General features: G+C 52.4%; 13 protein-coding genes. 1 reads left to right on the forward strand and 12 read right to left on the reverse strand.

The annotated features are described in order from the left end of the window. Positions 1 to 17: 17 nt before the first annotated feature. The 7 genes from cydC to R70723_RS31140 all read right to left on the reverse strand — a co-directional run bounded on the left by cydC (position 18) and on the right by R70723_RS31140 (position 8498). A complete protein-coding gene (gene cydC / locus R70723_RS31110; RefSeq protein ID WP_039878005.1) occupies positions 18 to 1811 on the reverse strand; it encodes a thiol reductant ABC exporter subunit CydC in 1794 nt (597 codons plus the stop codon). Further along, on the reverse strand, positions 1808 to 3565 hold the full coding sequence (cydD, locus tag R70723_RS31115) for a thiol reductant ABC exporter subunit CydD (RefSeq protein ID WP_039878006.1): 1758 nt from the start codon (positions 3563 to 3565) through the stop codon (positions 1808 to 1810). The genes cydC and cydD overlap by 4 nt, the downstream gene beginning before the upstream one ends. Continuing rightward, a complete protein-coding gene (cydB, locus tag R70723_RS31120; RefSeq protein ID WP_039878007.1) occupies positions 3565 to 4581 on the reverse strand; it encodes a cytochrome d ubiquinol oxidase subunit II in 1017 nt (338 codons plus the stop codon). Before cydB ends, cydD begins: the two co-directional genes overlap by 1 nt. Continuing rightward, the gene (locus R70723_RS31125) at positions 4568 to 5974 is read right to left on the reverse strand and encodes a cytochrome ubiquinol oxidase subunit I (RefSeq protein ID WP_039878008.1); all 1407 of its coding nucleotides are present in this window, start codon (positions 5972 to 5974) and stop codon (positions 4568 to 4570) included. The genes cydB and R70723_RS31125 overlap by 14 nt, the downstream gene beginning before the upstream one ends. A gap of 223 nt (positions 5975 to 6197) precedes the next feature. After that, positions 6198 to 6428, reverse strand: coding sequence for a cold-shock protein (locus R70723_RS31130; RefSeq protein ID WP_039878009.1), 231 nt, complete (start codon positions 6426 to 6428; stop codon positions 6198 to 6200). A 218-nt stretch (positions 6429 to 6646) separates the two neighbouring features. After that, a complete protein-coding gene (locus R70723_RS31135) occupies positions 6647 to 6847 on the reverse strand; it encodes a cold-shock protein (protein WP_039878010.1) in 201 nt (66 codons plus the stop codon). Positions 6848 to 7247: 400 nt separating this feature from the next. Continuing rightward, complete coding sequence (locus tag R70723_RS31140) at positions 7248 to 8498, reverse strand: S1C family serine protease (RefSeq protein ID WP_039878011.1); 1251 nt, start codon at positions 8496 to 8498, stop codon at positions 7248 to 7250. Between the two features lie 377 nt (positions 8499 to 8875). On the opposite strand from R70723_RS31140, the gene R70723_RS31145 reads away from it, so the two are divergent. Beyond that, the gene (locus R70723_RS31145; protein WP_039878012.1) at positions 8876 to 9082 is read left to right on the forward strand and encodes a hypothetical protein; all 207 of its coding nucleotides are present in this window, start codon (positions 8876 to 8878) and stop codon (positions 9080 to 9082) included. Here R70723_RS31145 and R70723_RS31150 read toward each other — a convergent pair. Genes R70723_RS31150 through yycF form a run of 5 tightly spaced genes read right to left on the reverse strand, consistent with a single transcriptional unit; the run spans position 9051 to position 14512 of the window. Then, positions 9051 to 9857: an MBL fold metallo-hydrolase gene (locus tag R70723_RS31150; protein WP_039878013.1), complete on the reverse strand. Its 807-nt coding sequence runs from the start codon at positions 9855 to 9857 to the stop codon at positions 9051 to 9053. The two genes, R70723_RS31145 and R70723_RS31150, sit on opposite strands and share 32 nt — an antisense overlap. A 14-nt stretch (positions 9858 to 9871) precedes the next feature. Further along, positions 9872 to 10627 carry a two-component system regulatory protein YycI gene (gene yycI / locus R70723_RS31155; protein WP_039878014.1) on the reverse strand — a complete coding sequence of 252 codons (756 nt, stop codon included), beginning with the start codon at positions 10625 to 10627 and terminating at the stop codon, positions 9872 to 9874. Positions 10628 to 10668: 41 nt separating this feature from the next. After that, entirely contained in the window at positions 10669 to 11946 is a 1278-nt protein-coding gene (locus R70723_RS31160) for a YycH family regulatory protein (RefSeq protein ID WP_039878015.1), read from the reverse strand. Next, complete coding sequence (gene walK / locus R70723_RS31165) at positions 11943 to 13781, reverse strand: cell wall metabolism sensor histidine kinase WalK (protein ID WP_039878016.1); 1839 nt, start codon at positions 13779 to 13781, stop codon at positions 11943 to 11945. Before walK ends, R70723_RS31160 begins: the two co-directional genes overlap by 4 nt. After that, positions 13781 to 14512 carry a response regulator YycF gene (gene yycF / locus R70723_RS31170; protein WP_039878017.1) on the reverse strand — a complete coding sequence of 244 codons (732 nt, stop codon included), beginning with the start codon at positions 14510 to 14512 and terminating at the stop codon, positions 13781 to 13783. The genes walK and yycF overlap by 1 nt, the downstream gene beginning before the upstream one ends. Positions 14513 to 14593 lie beyond the last annotated feature (81 nt).

Below are 14593 nucleotides of genomic sequence, written 5' to 3' on the forward strand. Positions count from 1 at the left end.
TGTATCATACTATCATGCTATGCCTGTTCCGGAACGTCTCCATCCGTGAACTGAACCGGCCGGTCCAGCTCATACAGCTTACGGTAACGCGGTTCACGGTCCATTAGCTCAGCATGAGTGCCGCGCATCTCCACCCGGCCGTCTTCCATAAAGATAACCTCATCCATCTGCTCTGCACCGACCAGATGATGGGTAACCCAGATCAGCGTCTTGCCGGCCATCGTCTCGAACATCGTCGCCAGCAGCTCGCGTTCTGTCCGCGGATCCAGGCCTACCGTCGGCTCATCGAGCACAACCACCGGCGTATTCTGCAGCAGAATCCGGGCCAGGGCCATCCGCTGGCGCTCACCGCCGGAGAAGCGCTGCCCGGCTTCGCGTACCGGAGTGTTGTACCCTTCCGGCAGCGAAGAGATCAGCGTATCCAGCTTCGCCAGCGCTGCCGCCTTGCGGATATCCTCCTCAGATGCAGCAGGATCGCCAAGCCGGATATTGTTCGCTACCGTAGTATCGAACAGATGCGGGCTCTGGTTCAGCACAGCAATAATCTGCGGAATCTGCTCTCCGTAGGCGGAAGCGTCCAGTCCGTTGATTGTAACCGAGCCTGCAGCCGGAGCCAGCACGCCCTGAACCATCTTAAGCAGCGTCGATTTGCCAGCTCCGCTGCGCCCGATAACCGCAATTTTCCGGCCCTGCGGAAGCTCGAGGCTGAGATTCTGAACAGACCAGCCAGCATCTGCCGCATAGCGGTAGCCGGCGGACTTCAATTCAATGCGGGCCTGCCCTGCGGACTGAATACTCCGGACCTGAGCTGCAACCGCTGTACTGCCAGATTCAACAGCCGTCCGGGACACGGTCTCCTCAACAGCCTCCACACCGTTCAGCCGCTCCAGTGAATTGCGGTATTGCGGAATCTTCTCGACAGCCTCCGATACCGGCAGAAAGGCATCCGCTACCGGGAACACCACCAGCACAAAGGCAGCAATCAGCGTTCCGGCAATGCCGCCTTCTGCGAATTCTCCAGCTGACCAGTACAGCATCGACAGTACTGCCAGCCCGACTACAGCCTGACCAATGAACAGCCGCAGGCGTGCCCAGCTGCGCAGTGCCCCGTCCGTGCGGGCAACCTCCCGCTCATCTGCCTCATAGGTGGCTACGAACTGGGCCTGCCGTCCGCTGATCATCCAGTCGCCCATACCAAGAACGGCATCGGTCAGCTTCTGATAGAGCCGGTTGCGCTCCTGCTTGACCTGCCGCTGCCGTCTTTGCGTGAACAGCAGCGAGAGCAGCGGAAGAACAACTACCAGCACCAGCATGTACAGCCCCATCAATAGAGCAAATGCCAGATCAAATGTGCCCAGCGCAATGATTGCTGCTGCATAGATCAGCAGCGCAATAATGCTCGGGAATACCGTACGGAGATACACGTTCTGCAGGTATTCAATATCATCAGCCAGCATACCCAGAATATCCCCGGTACGGAAACGGGAGGACAGGAACAATGCCTGCGGCTCCAGGATGTTGTAGAGACGGGTGCGCATTTTGGACAGTATGCGCAGAATGGTATCGTGGCCGATCAGCCGCTCCACATAGTGGATAACAGCGCGGCTTGTACCGAAGGTGCGCACACCGACAATCGGCACATAGACCATCAGGATATTTTCGGGCGGAATAGAAGACTTGGAGATCAGGAGGCCCGAGGTATACATCAGGGACGAGGCTGAGAAGATCGTCAGCGACCCCAGGACAATAATCAGCAAGAACCGCCAGAAGTAGCTGGAGGCATAAGGAGCAAACCATCCTTCACGTTTCAATGGATTCCCTCCAGTTGGCTTTGAATAAGCCCATAATAGGCACCCCTGCGCCGGATCAGCTCAAGGTGTGTGCCGGCCTCCGCCACCCGGCCGTTCTGCATAACAACAATCAGGTCCATATCAATCATCCAGTGCAGCCGGTGGGTTGCCAGGAATACCAGCTTTCCTTCAAACAGCGGAAGCATCGTTTCCTTAAGCTCATATTCTGTCTCAATGTCCAGATGAGCGGTAGGCTCATCGAGCAGCATGACCGGACGGCTGCTAAGCAGCGCCCGGGCCAGCGCAATGCGCTGCTCCTGCCCGCCGCTAACCGGCCGTCCGCCGCCGCCGATCATTTCGTTTAATCCGTCCGGGAAAGATGCGGCAAGCTGCGATAGCCCTGCAGCCTTCACTGCTGCAGCAACCTCTTCGAGCGTTGCCTCCGGATAATAGAACCGCACATTATCAGCCAGAGTCCCGCTGAAGATATAAGGCCGCTGCGGAATATATGCAGTCTGTTTACGCCACTCCTCGTCCGTAAGCGAACTGACACGGTTTCCGTTAATAACCAGGCTGCCTGAGGTCGGGTGCAGGAAACCGCCCAGAATATCGACCAGCGTCGATTTGCCGGCCCCGCTTTCCCCGATAATGCCGATCTTGGCAGCGCCGGTAAATGCAAGGTTCACCTCTGCCAGCGATGATATCCCATCCGCTTCATATTGAACACCGATTCCTTCAAGCGTAAGGTCACTATCCGGCTTCCAGCTGAATGCCCCTGCTTGCAGCGGCTTCGCAGCGGTCTGTCCATCAGCTGAAATCGGCTCTGCCTTCACGGTCTCGCGGTCAATGATATCCTTCATCGCTTCGCCAGCTTCCTTGCCGTCTAATGTAGCGTGGAAGTCGGCACCGACCAGCCGGACCGGCAGGAAATATTCCGGTGCCAATATCAGAATCGTCAGACCTGTAACCAGAGTCATCTCTTCATTGATTAGCCGCAGTCCGAGGCTTACAGCAACTGAGGCTACAGATAACATGGTAAAGAAATCAAGCGCAAACGAAGACAAGAATGCTACACGCAGCGTACGCATCGTTGCTGAGCGGTAACGGTCGCTGACTGTAGCGATGCTCCCGCTGTGGCTGCGGCTGCGTCCGAGGAATTTCAGTGTCTCCAGCCCGCGCAAGGAATCAACGAAGTGATTGGACAGCGTCCGGTAGGACTTCAGCTGCCGGTCCATCTGCTTGCGCGCGGTCATTCCGATCAGGATCATGAAGATAATAATAATTGGCATTGTTAAGGTAAGGATGATCCCGCTTGATGTATCAAGCATGAAGATATAAACCAACAGCAACCATGGTGTAATCCCCATTCCAACCATCCGCGGAATAATCAGCTCCAGATAGGTACGGAACTTGGTCACTCCCTCCAGCACAATTGTAACCAGTGTTCCTGTTCCCCGGTCGCCTGCCAGCCTTGGTCCCAGCTGGAACAGCTTATCCATCATTTGTCTCCGCATGCTGCTGCCGGTAGCCTCCGCGAAGCGGTAGGAGACACGGCTCATCAGCATGGCACAGGCATGACGCACAAGAAACGCAAGAAGGAACAAGAGCATTCTTGCCCCTTGTTCCTTCAGCGGTTCTCCCGCAAACAGCGCCGAGACAGCCTCTGCCAGCGATTTCGCCAGCAGAAGAATGGAAAGGCTTTGCACCAGGGTAAGGAAGCCAACGATCAGAAAGACCGGCTTAACTCCTTTGTACCCAAGCAAATTTTTATCCATTAGTATTCAAGATGCTCCTTCTCGTGAACCCGTTTGTGGAAAATAAAATAGCTCCAGATCTGATAACCAAGCACGAACGGCAGCAGGGTAAGCGCCACAATGGTCATCACCTTCAGCGAATACTGGCCGGATGCGGCATTGGTGATCGTCAGGCTGAACGCTTCATCAATTGAACTGATCATGACACGCGGGAACAGTCCTACAAAGATAGACAGTACAGACAAGGCCATTACGGCCCCCGTCATACCGAACGCCCAGCTGTCTTTCTTTTTGCTCATGAAATAACCGGCCAGTACAAAAGCAGCAATTCCTGCAACGACCAGAATCATCAGCACCGTCCCGCGTTGCTCGAAGATATCGGTCATGAAATAAGTCATAACAACGAAGGCTGCCAGCAATACTGCCAGCGGAATCAGCAGTGTCCGGCCCAGCTTACGGGCCCGCAATTGCAGATCGCCAACTGTGCGGAGGGTAGTGAACATCAGTCCATGCACCAGGCAGAGCATAACCACTGTAATACCCGCTACTACTGTATAAGGATTAACGATATCGAAGAATCCGGCATACATCTGCATGTCGCCGTCAATCGGCAGCCCCTTGATGAAGCTTGCGAAGACAACAGCCAGCAGGAACGGCGGCAGGAAGCTGCCGAAGAAAATGCAGACATCCCAGGTTTTTTTCCAGGCTTGTGAATCCCGTTTGCCTCTGAATTCAAAGGCGACACCGCGGGCAATCAGCGCCAGCAGCGCGAACACGAACGGAATATAGAATCCGCTGAACAAGGTCGCATACCAGTTCGGGAAGGCGGCGAACATCGCACCGGCTCCCGTCAGCAGCCATACTTCGTTAGCATCCCAGAACGGCCCGATTGAATTGATCAGCAGCCGGCGCTCTGTATCATTTTTGGCCAGAATCTGCGTTTCCATGCCTACTCCAAAGTCGAAGCCCTCAAGGAAGAAGAAACCGATAAAAAGAACCGCAATCAGCACAAACCATAATTCATTAAGAGAAAGCATGCGTGGTTCCCTCCTTGCTATACGGGTCATGGTCAACGCCGTGATCGTTATCCATGTGATAAGGTCCCTTTTTGATCACTTTAATGAACAATCCAACCAGAACGACACCCAGAACAGCATAAATTGCGTTAAATGTAATAACCGAGAACAGAACAGAGCCTGCAGAAACGTTAGGCGATACACTGTCTTCCGTCGTCATCAGGCCAAATACAGTCCAAGGCTGACGTCCGATTTCTGTCATAATCCAGCCTGCCGTATTTGCAATAGGCGGAAGCAGGAGACCCCAGAACATAAAGCGCAGGAACCAGGTGTTCGGCCGCTCCATCTTTTTACGCCACATCAGGTACATCGCATATAATCCAAACACAACCATTAAAGAGCCGGCGGCAACCATGATCCGGAAGCTCCAGAACGTGGTCCGCACAGGCGGAATATAATTACCGGGTCCATATGCCTCTTCATATTCAGCCTGCAGCGTATTCATCCCTTTAACTTCACCGGAGAACTTGCTGTAGGACAGGAAGCTGAGCATATATGGAATTTTAATCTCGGCAGAATTCACCTTGTTGACCGGATCGATAAAAGCAGACACCGTCCATGCTGCAGGATCGCCGCTATCCTCCCATAGTCCTTCGGAAGCCGCCATCTTCATCGGCTGTGTCTCCACCAGATACTGCGCCTGGGCATGACCGGCAACAGCTACACCGACAGAGGATACGATCCCGACGATGGCTGCGATCTCAAAGGATTTTCTGAAGAACTGGACATCCTGCTTCTTGAGCATTTTATAAGCACTGATCCCGGTTACCAGGAATGCGCCTGTTGCATAAGCAGCCAGCAGGGTATGCGGCAATTCAACAAGCAGCTGTCCGTTAGTAATCAGAGCCAGAAAATCATTCATTTCAGCCCGTCCGTTATTGATTTCGAACCCGACCGGATGCTGCATGAACGAGTTGGCCGTGAGAATCCAGAACGCCGACAGCGTTGTTCCCAGCGCCACCATCCAGATGGACAGCAAATGAATCTTCTTGGATACTTTATCCCAGCCGAAGATCCAGATTCCGATAAAGGTCGATTCCAGGAAGAAGGCAAGCAGCGCTTCAATAGCCAGCGGTGCCCCGAACACATCACCGACAAAACGGGAATAGTCCGACCAGTTCATTCCGAACTGAAACTCCTGTAGAATTCCTGTTACTACCCCAACTGCAAAGTTAATCAGGAAAAGCTTCCCCCAAAACTGTGCCATTCTTTTGTACTCTTCGTTGCCCTTTCTGACATACATTGTCTCCATAATCGCGATCATCAGAGCCAGGCCAATCGATACCGGTACAAAGAAATAATGAAAGATCGTCGTCGACGCAAACTGTATGCGCGACAGCATTACTATATCCATATTTCTCCCCTTCCTTCTCCCCATTCAATACGTCTATTCTGTCAAAAATGCAAAAATTAAAGTGTGACATATGTCACACTTTTCAGCTTGTTTCACGCTAATTTTCAATAAATTTGTGACAAATATCACAATGTTACGCTTAGAAAACAAAAAAAATAAGACGGTTTCACCGTCTTGGATTTGTTCATCATTCTATTGTAGGTTGACTTATATAAGGTGATGGTTAGGTAATGGAAATACCCTTCTTCAGTGATTTCAGATCGCCGTTGGAATTCACCAGCTGCGGCAGCATCTTCATATTACGAGCCATCGGTGCATGACAGAGGGGGCAAGAAGGCGCATGTTCAAATGCGAAATTGTCCCTCATCCATCCATTACAATCATCATTGGTACAGGCCCAAATTGCGGTATTCTCTTCCGGTACTTCCTCGACAGGCTTCTTCCGGTAGTTCATTGCCGTTCCTCCCTTCCTTATATGCCACATGCCTGAACAACAAGTAAAAAAGCATCTGACGATGCCCTTACAGGTTGCTGACTGACAAATCCTTTATTACAGAACGTGTGCCCAGCGTATTCTGCTAGATCAGGGTGACTAGACAAGGTTGAGCTTACATCTGATCTTATAAAAAAAGACCGCCCCGACTTACGTAAGCAGGGACGGCGCTTCTATTATTACAGTTTTACAACGTTTTCGGCTTGTGGTCCACGGTTGCCTTGAACAACGTTGAATTCAACGCGTTGGCCTTCGTCCAAAGTTTTGAATCCTTCGCCAGTGATAGCGGAGAAGTGTACGAATACGTCGCTTCCGCCTTCAACTTCGATGAATCCGAATCCTTTTTCTGCGTTGAACCATTTAACTGTACCTGTTTGCATGTGTGTTACCTCCACAAATTTAAATTAATATGTTCTTTTTATCTTCAAACAAAGAAAAAATTCACACATTGAAAAGGGTTGTATTCCATATGACAGCCCTTTTCAATACGAGAATTAGGTATCAGATGTATTAATATTCTCATGTTACCACACCAGCGGAACAAAGGCAAGCTGTTGTATCCGATTTCCTCCGTTTTTTCCCTTATAAGGTTTACTTTCCAATGTAAGGGCTCTCAGAAGGATAAAATTCTCAATTCCACAAGGACACTTATTATTACCCCGGATATTTAGCTTTGAAACGTATGAAACGGGGCCGCCCAGAAAAGTTTTTTATTCAGGACGGCCGGGCCGCTTCACTGCTTCATGACTGCCTCTTCATTATATACAGGCTATGCTGCTTTTATTCCTCCGGCTTCTCAAGAAGTTTTACAGTAGCCTGCTTCACTTCTCCGTTCCGGTAATAAGTGATCTTCAGCTCGTCACCGATCTTTGTCTGCTCATACAGATACTTGCGCAGGGACAGGGTGGAGGTAATCGGCTGATCGTTAAACCGTGTAATGACATCGTTGAACTGGAGGCCTGCCTCCTCTGCCGGACCTACAGCATCGAGCACAACAACCCCTTCTTTGACTGAGGTAGGCAGATTAAGCTCCTTCACCTGATCCTCAGCAAGCGGAACATAAGGATTGTTCAAATCGACAGAATACACGCCCAGGTAGGAACGGGATATTTTGCCCTTAGCTGCCAGCTCATCTGCGGTCTGGATTACATGGTTGGCCGGAATGGCGAACCCGAGTCCTTCCACGCCGGTATCGGAGATCTTCATCGTATTGATGCCAATCACCTTGCCGTCCAGATCTACAAGCGCACCTCCGCTGTTGCCCTCGTTAATTGCGGCGTCAGTCTGGATGACCTCCTGCTCCCAGTCATACACCCCGTCCTGGTTCAGCGATACCGGAATGGTCCGCTGGGGATAGCTTATAATCCCGGAGGTCAGGCTATCCCCGAGTCCGAGCGGGTTGCCGATTGCAATCACAGTCTCCCCGAGCCGCAGCTTGGAGGAATCACCGATCTGGGCCACCGTAGTTACACCCTTAGCATCCATGGACAGCACGGCGATATCCGTAACCTTGTCTGCCCCTACCAGCGTAGCCTTGTGTGTCACACCGTCTACCGTTACTACTTCAAGCTTACCCGAGCCTTCAATGACATGGTTATTGGTAATAATAAAGGCCTTATCATCGTCTTTTTTATAGATAACTCCCGATCCCAGTGCTGACTCGTCGAGAATATTAAGTTCCTCGTTATCTTCTTTATGATTAATAATGCTCACGACTGCCGGACTCGCAAGTGCAGCTGCCTGAATAATCCGGTCATACGGATCACCGCTGCTCGCTGTAACCTTCTGCCCTACCGGCGGCACGTAGGCCTCCCTCTCGGCGGTAAACGGTCCTGTAACGAGACTGAACAGCAGTACGGCAACTACTGCACTGACTGCTGAGCTGATTACAGACACTTGCCATGTGGCCATAGTACGCCGGGATTTGTGCACCGTCCATTTCCGGCTGGTAAGCACTTTGCTTTTCTCCAGCTCATTTCTTTTACGGCGCGGTACCTTGGTTGAATAGAAATCGTCATCGAACAATCCCACGGGTACATCCTCTCCCCTCTATTGCTACTGCATTCAAGTCTGAACGCCAAGCAACCAGCCCCGAACCTCTCGCTTTCTCTTAGACTCCTCTGAGCACTAAAAGGTTTCACTTTATTCTATATACCGCCAAATCTGCAGTTTATAAGCGCCAGGGCCTCTGATTCTTGCAAATAACTACAAAAAGCACCGAGAGTCTCAGGAATATTTTGCAGCTTAACAGACTACAATAATAGAAGTACTGCGTTAACGCCGTCATGTCAGTCTGCGCCTTATAATTGTACCATAAGTAGGCTTGCCGCCTGACTTTTTTCTCAGGCAATTTTCTTGAAATATTTTACTGAAATAATCTCTGCTCACCCGGAAAGGGAGGAAACGCTATGGAATCTTTTTCAACCAGTATGGATCTGGTCCAGTTTATCGGTAAGCTTGGTGATTTGAAGGACGAACACTATCATATCCTGCTGGTGCAAAGCGCCTTAATTGAGCTCATGATAGAAAAGGGCTTATTCTCGCGGCAGGAGCTTGACCGTAAAATGGCGGAGCTCGACCATCTTATGACTGGCTCACCTTATCCCATGGCGTAGGCCGGTCATAGTAGGTGTCGCATAATTTAAATTCGCTGTCTTTATAAAAGCAGCCCCGGTCCTCCATTGCCCCGCGCACTGACATTCTCGCCAGGTCTATCATGTTATGGTCCAGGCTGAGATGCGCCAGATACGTCCGTTTGGTCCGTCCGGTCAGAATCTCACTCAAGGCTGCCCCGGCTGCCTCATTGGACAGATGACCCATATCGCCGAGGATCCGCCGCTTCGTATTCCACGGGTAACGCCCCATCCGCAGCATCTCGATATCATGATTGGCCTCCAGTACCAGCACATCCGAGCCTTCGAGCGCCATTCTGACTTTATCGCTGACATACCCGAGATCCGTCGCCACGCACAGCTTCTCATTACCGTCATAGAAGTTATACCCTACCGGCTCCGCTGCATCATGGGAGATTGCAAAGGATTCTACTCTCATGCCGCCAAAGTCACGGTGCGTGCCGGTCTCCAGAATAATCCGGTTATGCTCGGCGATATTGCCGATTCCTTTTTCTATCGCTCCCCAGGTCTTGGTATTGGCGTAGATCGGCAGATCGTATTTACGCGCTACCGCCCCCAGCCCCTTTATATGATCGGAGTGCTCATGTGTAACTAAGATTCCGTCTATATCCCTGCCTGTCAGCTCACGCATCGCCAGCAGCTCATCAATCCGCTTGGCACTGAACCCCGCGTCGATCATAAGTGTTGTTTCCCCGTTGCGTACCACTGTCGCATTGCCGGTAGAACCGCTGGACAGCACTGTAAATGAAATTCCCATCTCTCCTGCTCCCTCTACTCTGTTGTCTTCGGACTGATTATGTCCGCACTGATGGCGTCTACGTAGTACGCACTGCCATCCTCCAGCCAGAACCTCCACATCGGCGAAGCCACCTGACTCTCGGAATTGAACAATTCCCCGTAATAGCCCAGCTCAATCTCCTTCACTACCGCATCCGCCGGAAAATACTTCTCTATCAGACTGCTTAGCGCCTGGGATGCAGGAAGCACCTTCTGCACATCACCTTTTCCGTCTTCGTCATCCGGTGCTGCGATAATCTCAATCTCCGGTGAGCGGTAGGCCACGATCTTCTGGTTGTTGTTAATCAGCTCCAGCCTTACCCGGAACAAGGAGTACTTCTGGTCTACCAGCGGATGAAGGACGAACTTGCCGACCTCGCTCTCCTGGGCATCTAAACGGTAGTTCGCAATATCCGGGATCTGTCCCTGCAGCGCATTGCTGAGCTCAGAGAACGAAGAATACATCAGCCCGCTGTCTACCGGCTCTGTAAGCAGCACCGGCGGAGCAGTCTGCTCTTCACCGGAGTAGATGTAAGTGATATCAGGCAGCTGCGGCGTAGCCGCCGGAATCGGGCTGAGCACCCGGATACCCTTCTGCTCCATAACCGCCTGCGTCTCTGCCGAGAGGGAGGTAAAGTCCAGGCTGGCGCTGGCCTGATCGCGCAGATCCATCCACAGCTGGTAGCACAGCAGCAGATTCAATACCAGAAAGGCGAATATCAGCACACTTTTTGCTCTGCCCCAGTCCATACCTTCCCTCCTTAATGTTTCGCAAGACTCTATTATACTGCCTAGCTGATGGTAAGCACACTTCCATCATTTAGGGTTACCCGCCATACCGGCGTAAGGCGCAGGGTATCCCTCTGCAATACCGGAATGTAAGCCGGGATGAGCTCCTTCACTGCGGAGCCTGAGCTGATCCGGGCCAGCTTGGCCTTTAGCTCCTCGCCTCCGGGAAGCTCTACGACCCGTTTTACGGCCTGCTCCTCCTTCATATACATCAGCGAGCGTTCATAGGAGGAGACCGTGCCCTGCTGCAGCTCCAGATTAATAACCCCATACTGCAGCTGCGGCCGGCTCATGATCGGATAAGAGCCGTAATACTGCTGGAAGGATACCACGCGCTCCTGCTTCTCCTCTTCCGTGGAAGCCAGCCGGTAGGTCCCGTTCCAGCCTCCGTGCTCATTAACAAACTCGACGGCCTCCAGGGCATCCTTGGCAGGCGTGCTCTCGCCGGCCGGCAGGGCCGCAGGGTCACTGTAGCTCATCCAGTTCAGCTCCTGATCCACCTGCAGGCTGCGCTTGCTGTCGGTGTAGATTTTGGAGCCGTCTTTTTCCGGAATGTACCGTGTACTTCCCGCGTCAAAGAAAAGATTGCTCTGCATCTGTTCAATGGTATACATTCCGGAGGGGATCTCCGCCTCAACGGCATCCAGCTTCTCCTCCGGCACATAGTAATCACCGTTGACTACCGTATACGGCGTCCAGTTCATACCGAAATCAACATGCTGCTGCACGTCCTGTACGGTAAGGTCCGCCTTGGCCGCTTCATACACAATGTCTCCTCTGGTGCTGAAAAAAACAGCATGCGCCTTGGAGTCATTTTTGACGTTATAAATCCAGACCCGGTCGATGCTCTCGCCCGCAAACAGCGAATCCGGTGACAGCTGCATCACCCGCTGCAGCAGGGTAACCGGGATGCCTGCCCCGAAGCTCAGCTCAATCCCGGCATTTTCGCTGCGGATTTTGTCCCAGTCAAAGTCCTCTACCGGGCGCCGCTGAAAGCTTTCGAAGCTCCGGCCCTTGAGCCGGTTAAAGATCAGATCATAAAAGGTCGAGTCCGGATAGAACAGCGTGTGCCGGTCCCCGCCCATATGAATAATCATCCGGTCAGGATAGAGCAGGTTCTCAACCTTTTCCTCCGGGCCCATATTATCTGTTTTTACGTACAGGTTCTCAGACATTACCGCAGAATCGCTGCCCGGCAGCCGGTAGATCAGATAATAGCTTTCTACCAGGCTGCCGAGCACCAGAATGCCCAGAATCCACGTTTTCAGCTTCTCCTTCATCCTTCACTCCCCCTTTGCTGATGCAGCAGAGGCAGCGTGAATGTCACTAATGAGCCCTCGTTAAGCTCCGACTGCAGGGAAATAGAGCCGCCATGCGCTTTGACAATTTCCCGGGCAATGGACAGCCCGAGACCCGTGCCGCCCATATTGCGTGAACGTGCCTTATCCACCCGGTAAAAGCGTTCAAAGATCCGCTCAATATCCTTCTTCGGAATCCCGATCCCGGAATCGCGGACGGAGACGGCCAGCATTCCGTCATCAGTTTTGACGGCCTGCAGGGTGATTGTCCCGCCCTCCGGCGTATATTTCAGCGCATTGGAGACCAGATTGCCCAGCACCTGATCAATCTGATCACGGTCCAGCCAGGCTATGGCGACCTCTTTATGCACGATGGTGCTGATATGAATCCGCTTCTGGCGGATCTGGAAGGAGAAGCGGTCGGCAACATCCTCCAGCATCTCGGAAATATCGGTCTGCTGGATGCGCAGGCTGGACTCCTTGGAATCAAGCCGCGACAGGTGCAGCAGATCGGTGACAAGCCGGATCATCCGCTCTGTTTCATTGCGTATAACGCCGACGAACCGTACGGCCAGCTGCTGATCATCCAGCGCCCCGTCATCCAGTGCCTCAACATAGCTCTTGATCGTCGTTAGCGGGGTCCGCAGCTCATGCGAGACATTCGCTACGAACTCGCGCCGCGATTCCTCCAGATTCTCCTGCTCGGTAACATCCTGCAGTACGGCGATCGTTCCGGAAATTCCGCCGCCCTCGCGGCGGTGGATCGGGGTAAATGTCACCCGTACAATGTTCGGATCTCCGCCGCCCATCGGCGACAGATGAATTAATGCTGACTGGGCATTGCCTTCAGCCAGTGAGCCTGTCTGCTCATGGTCCAGTCCCAGCAACTCGTCAAGCGGTGCGCCCTCCGGCAGCGGCCCTTCCGATCCCAGCATATCAGCGGCGCGGGTATTCATCAGGATCACCATACCGCTCTCGTCAGTAGCCACCACGCCGTCACTCATATTAGTCAGAATAGAGGCAAGCTTCTCCTTCTCCTCCTCATTCTGCGACAAGGCTTCCTTTAACCGGCCTGTCATATAATTAAAGGCCTGGCTCAGCTGGCCGATTTCATCATTGCCGAATTCAGGCATCTTGCGGTTGAACTTGCCTTCGGCAAGCGCAGTGGCATGCCGGGTCATCTCTTTGATCGGCTGGGTAATCGTATGGGCCAGAATGACGCATAATACCGCCGTCAGCGCCAGGGCAAGCAGCAGCCCCGAAAGAAATACGCTGTTAATCCGGCTCATCGTGGCATAGAGGTCCTTCATATCAGCCGCAATATAGATGGCTCCAACGACCTTGTCACCGGAGAGCACAGGCTTCGCCACTACCTTCTTGCGCACATTGTCATCGGCAATAATATATTCCTCGTTGTCACTGATACCCTGAAGCGCACGGCTGACCACGGTCTGGGTATTGCGCTGTCCGACATAATCATTCTGTGAGGGAACAGAGGTTGTAATGATCTTGCCGCTGGCATCCAGCACCTGAATTTCGGCACCGTTGATGTACAGGTTGTTGACCATGCCGCGCAGGCTCTCTACTGCCGTCTCTTCATCTGCCGTTCCGGTTTCACTGCCAAGCTTGTCCGCAGTCAGGATAGACAGCATCTCAGCCCGTGCCTTCAGATCCTTAGTGAAATTCTCGGTCAGGGAATTCTTCATCGAGCTGACAAAATAAACCCCGATCAGCTGCATCGCCACCAGAATCAGCAGAACATAAATGATGGTCAGCCTGGCCTGAATTGTCCGGAAAAAGGACAGCCCTCTCTTCATCACAGGACCCCGCTTTTGGGACTATGCATCAAATAGCCGAGCCCCCGCCGGGTAAAGATATATTCCGGCTTGCTTGGATTCTCCTCAATTTTCTCTCTCAGGCGCCGGATCGTAACATCCACGGTCCGCACATCACCGAAATATTCAAATCCCCATACTGCCTGCAGCAGATGCTCCCGTGTCATCACCTTGCCGGCGTGGCGGATCATATAATAGAGCAGCTCATACTCACGGTGGGTCAGGTCCAGCGGTTCACCGTCCTTATAGACCATGTACATATCCGTATCGACGAACAGCCCGAAATGCTGCACGCCCTGCTTGCTCTCAGCCGCCTCATTCAGCGTTCCTGCATTAGCCGGCTTATGCTGGCGGCGCATCTGCGCCTTGACTCTGGCCAGCAGCTCACGTGTGCTGAAGGGCTTGGTCACATAATCATCCGCACCCAGCTCCAGACCCAGCACCTTATCGATCTCCCCGTCCTTGGCGGTCAGCATAATAATCGGAATATCGAGATGCGCCTGGCGCACCTCGCGGCATACATCCATTCCGTCCTTGCCGGGAAGCATCAGATCGAGCAGCATCAGATCAGGCCGTTTGGATAGTGCCAGCTCCACTGCACTGTTGCCGTCAAAAGCGCAGATTACCTCGTAGCCTTCTTTTTCAAGATTGAATTTTAAAATATCAGCAATAGGCTGTTCATCATCAACTACCAGAATCGTTCCCATCTGCATATGCTCAGCTTCACCTTTCTCGCCATACTTTTCATTGATTCCTTTATTTTAACATACCTGTCCTGGCGCCACATCCTACTT

The sequence above is a fragment of the Paenibacillus sp. FSL R7-0273 genome (genome assembly GCF_000758625.1).
GTDB lineage: Bacteria > Bacillota > Bacilli > Paenibacillales > Paenibacillaceae > Paenibacillus_AQ.

What these genes read in the sequence shown, in the direction of transcription:
- cydD (WP_039878006.1), bottom strand. Translation starts at nt 3,565, where the DNA reads ATGGATAAAAATTTGCTTGGGTACAAAGGAGTTAAGCCGGTCTTTCTG.
- cydB (WP_039878007.1), bottom strand. Translation starts at nt 4,581, where the DNA reads ATGCTTTCTCTTAATGAATTATGGTTTGTGCTGATTGCGGTTCTTTTT.
- R70723_RS31125 (WP_039878008.1), bottom strand. Translation starts at nt 5,974, where the DNA reads ATGGATATAGTAATGCTGTCGCGCATACAGTTTGCGTCGACGACGATC.
- R70723_RS31130 (WP_039878009.1), bottom strand. Translation starts at nt 6,428, where the DNA reads ATGAACTACCGGAAGAAGCCTGTCGAGGAAGTACCGGAAGAGAATACC.
- R70723_RS31135 (WP_039878010.1), bottom strand. Translation starts at nt 6,847, where the DNA reads ATGCAAACAGGTACAGTTAAATGGTTCAACGCAGAAAAAGGATTCGGA.
- R70723_RS31145 (WP_039878012.1), top strand. Translation starts at nt 8,876, where the DNA reads ATGGAATCTTTTTCAACCAGTATGGATCTGGTCCAGTTTATCGGTAAG.
- R70723_RS31150 (WP_039878013.1), bottom strand. Translation starts at nt 9,857, where the DNA reads ATGGGAATTTCATTTACAGTGCTGTCCAGCGGTTCTACCGGCAATGCG.
- yycI (WP_039878014.1), bottom strand. Translation starts at nt 10,627, where the DNA reads ATGGACTGGGGCAGAGCAAAAAGTGTGCTGATATTCGCCTTTCTGGTA.
- R70723_RS31160 (WP_039878015.1), bottom strand. Translation starts at nt 11,946, where the DNA reads ATGAAGGAGAAGCTGAAAACGTGGATTCTGGGCATTCTGGTGCTCGGC.
- walK (WP_039878016.1), bottom strand. Translation starts at nt 13,781, where the DNA reads ATGAAGAGAGGGCTGTCCTTTTTCCGGACAATTCAGGCCAGGCTGACC.
- yycF (WP_039878017.1), bottom strand. Translation starts at nt 14,512, where the DNA reads ATGCAGATGGGAACGATTCTGGTAGTTGATGATGAACAGCCTATTGCT.